A 415-nucleotide genomic window follows, 5' to 3' on the forward strand; every position below is an offset into this window, starting at 1 on the left:
CGGCGGATCGAAGCCGTGAAAAGGGCCGGCGAGGATGCCGTTACGGCGGACGGCCAGCGGATCGAGGTCTTCGCCAATATCGGCAACCTCAGCGATGTGGAGGGCGCCCTTCAAAACGGAGCGGAAGGCATCGGCCTGTTCCGCACCGAGTTCCTCTATTTGGAAAGCCGCGATTGGCCCGGCGAGGAGGAACAATACGCCGCCTACCGCCAGGTCCTCGAAGCCTTCGGCGAGCGGCCGGTGATCATCCGCACTCTGGATATCGGCGGGGACAAGGATCTCCCCTATGCCGATTTCCCCGAGGAGGAAAATCCCTTCCTGGGCCATCGGGCGATCCGGTTCTGCCTGGACCGGCGGGACATCTTCAAAACCCAGCTCCGGGCGCTCCTGCGGGCGGGGGTCCACGGCAATCTCT

General features: G+C 64.3%; 1 protein-coding gene. It reads left to right on the forward strand.

Annotated features, from left to right (window positions below):
- Positions 1 to 415, forward strand: a 415-nt coding sequence (locus RZO55_RS07850; RefSeq protein ID WP_318063731.1) for a putative PEP-binding protein, incomplete at both ends; no start/stop codon positions are given.

The sequence above is a fragment of the Clostridium boliviensis genome (assembly GCF_033342255.1).
Classification (GTDB): Bacteria; Bacillota; Clostridia; order Lachnospirales; family Lachnospiraceae; genus Lacrimispora; species Lacrimispora boliviensis.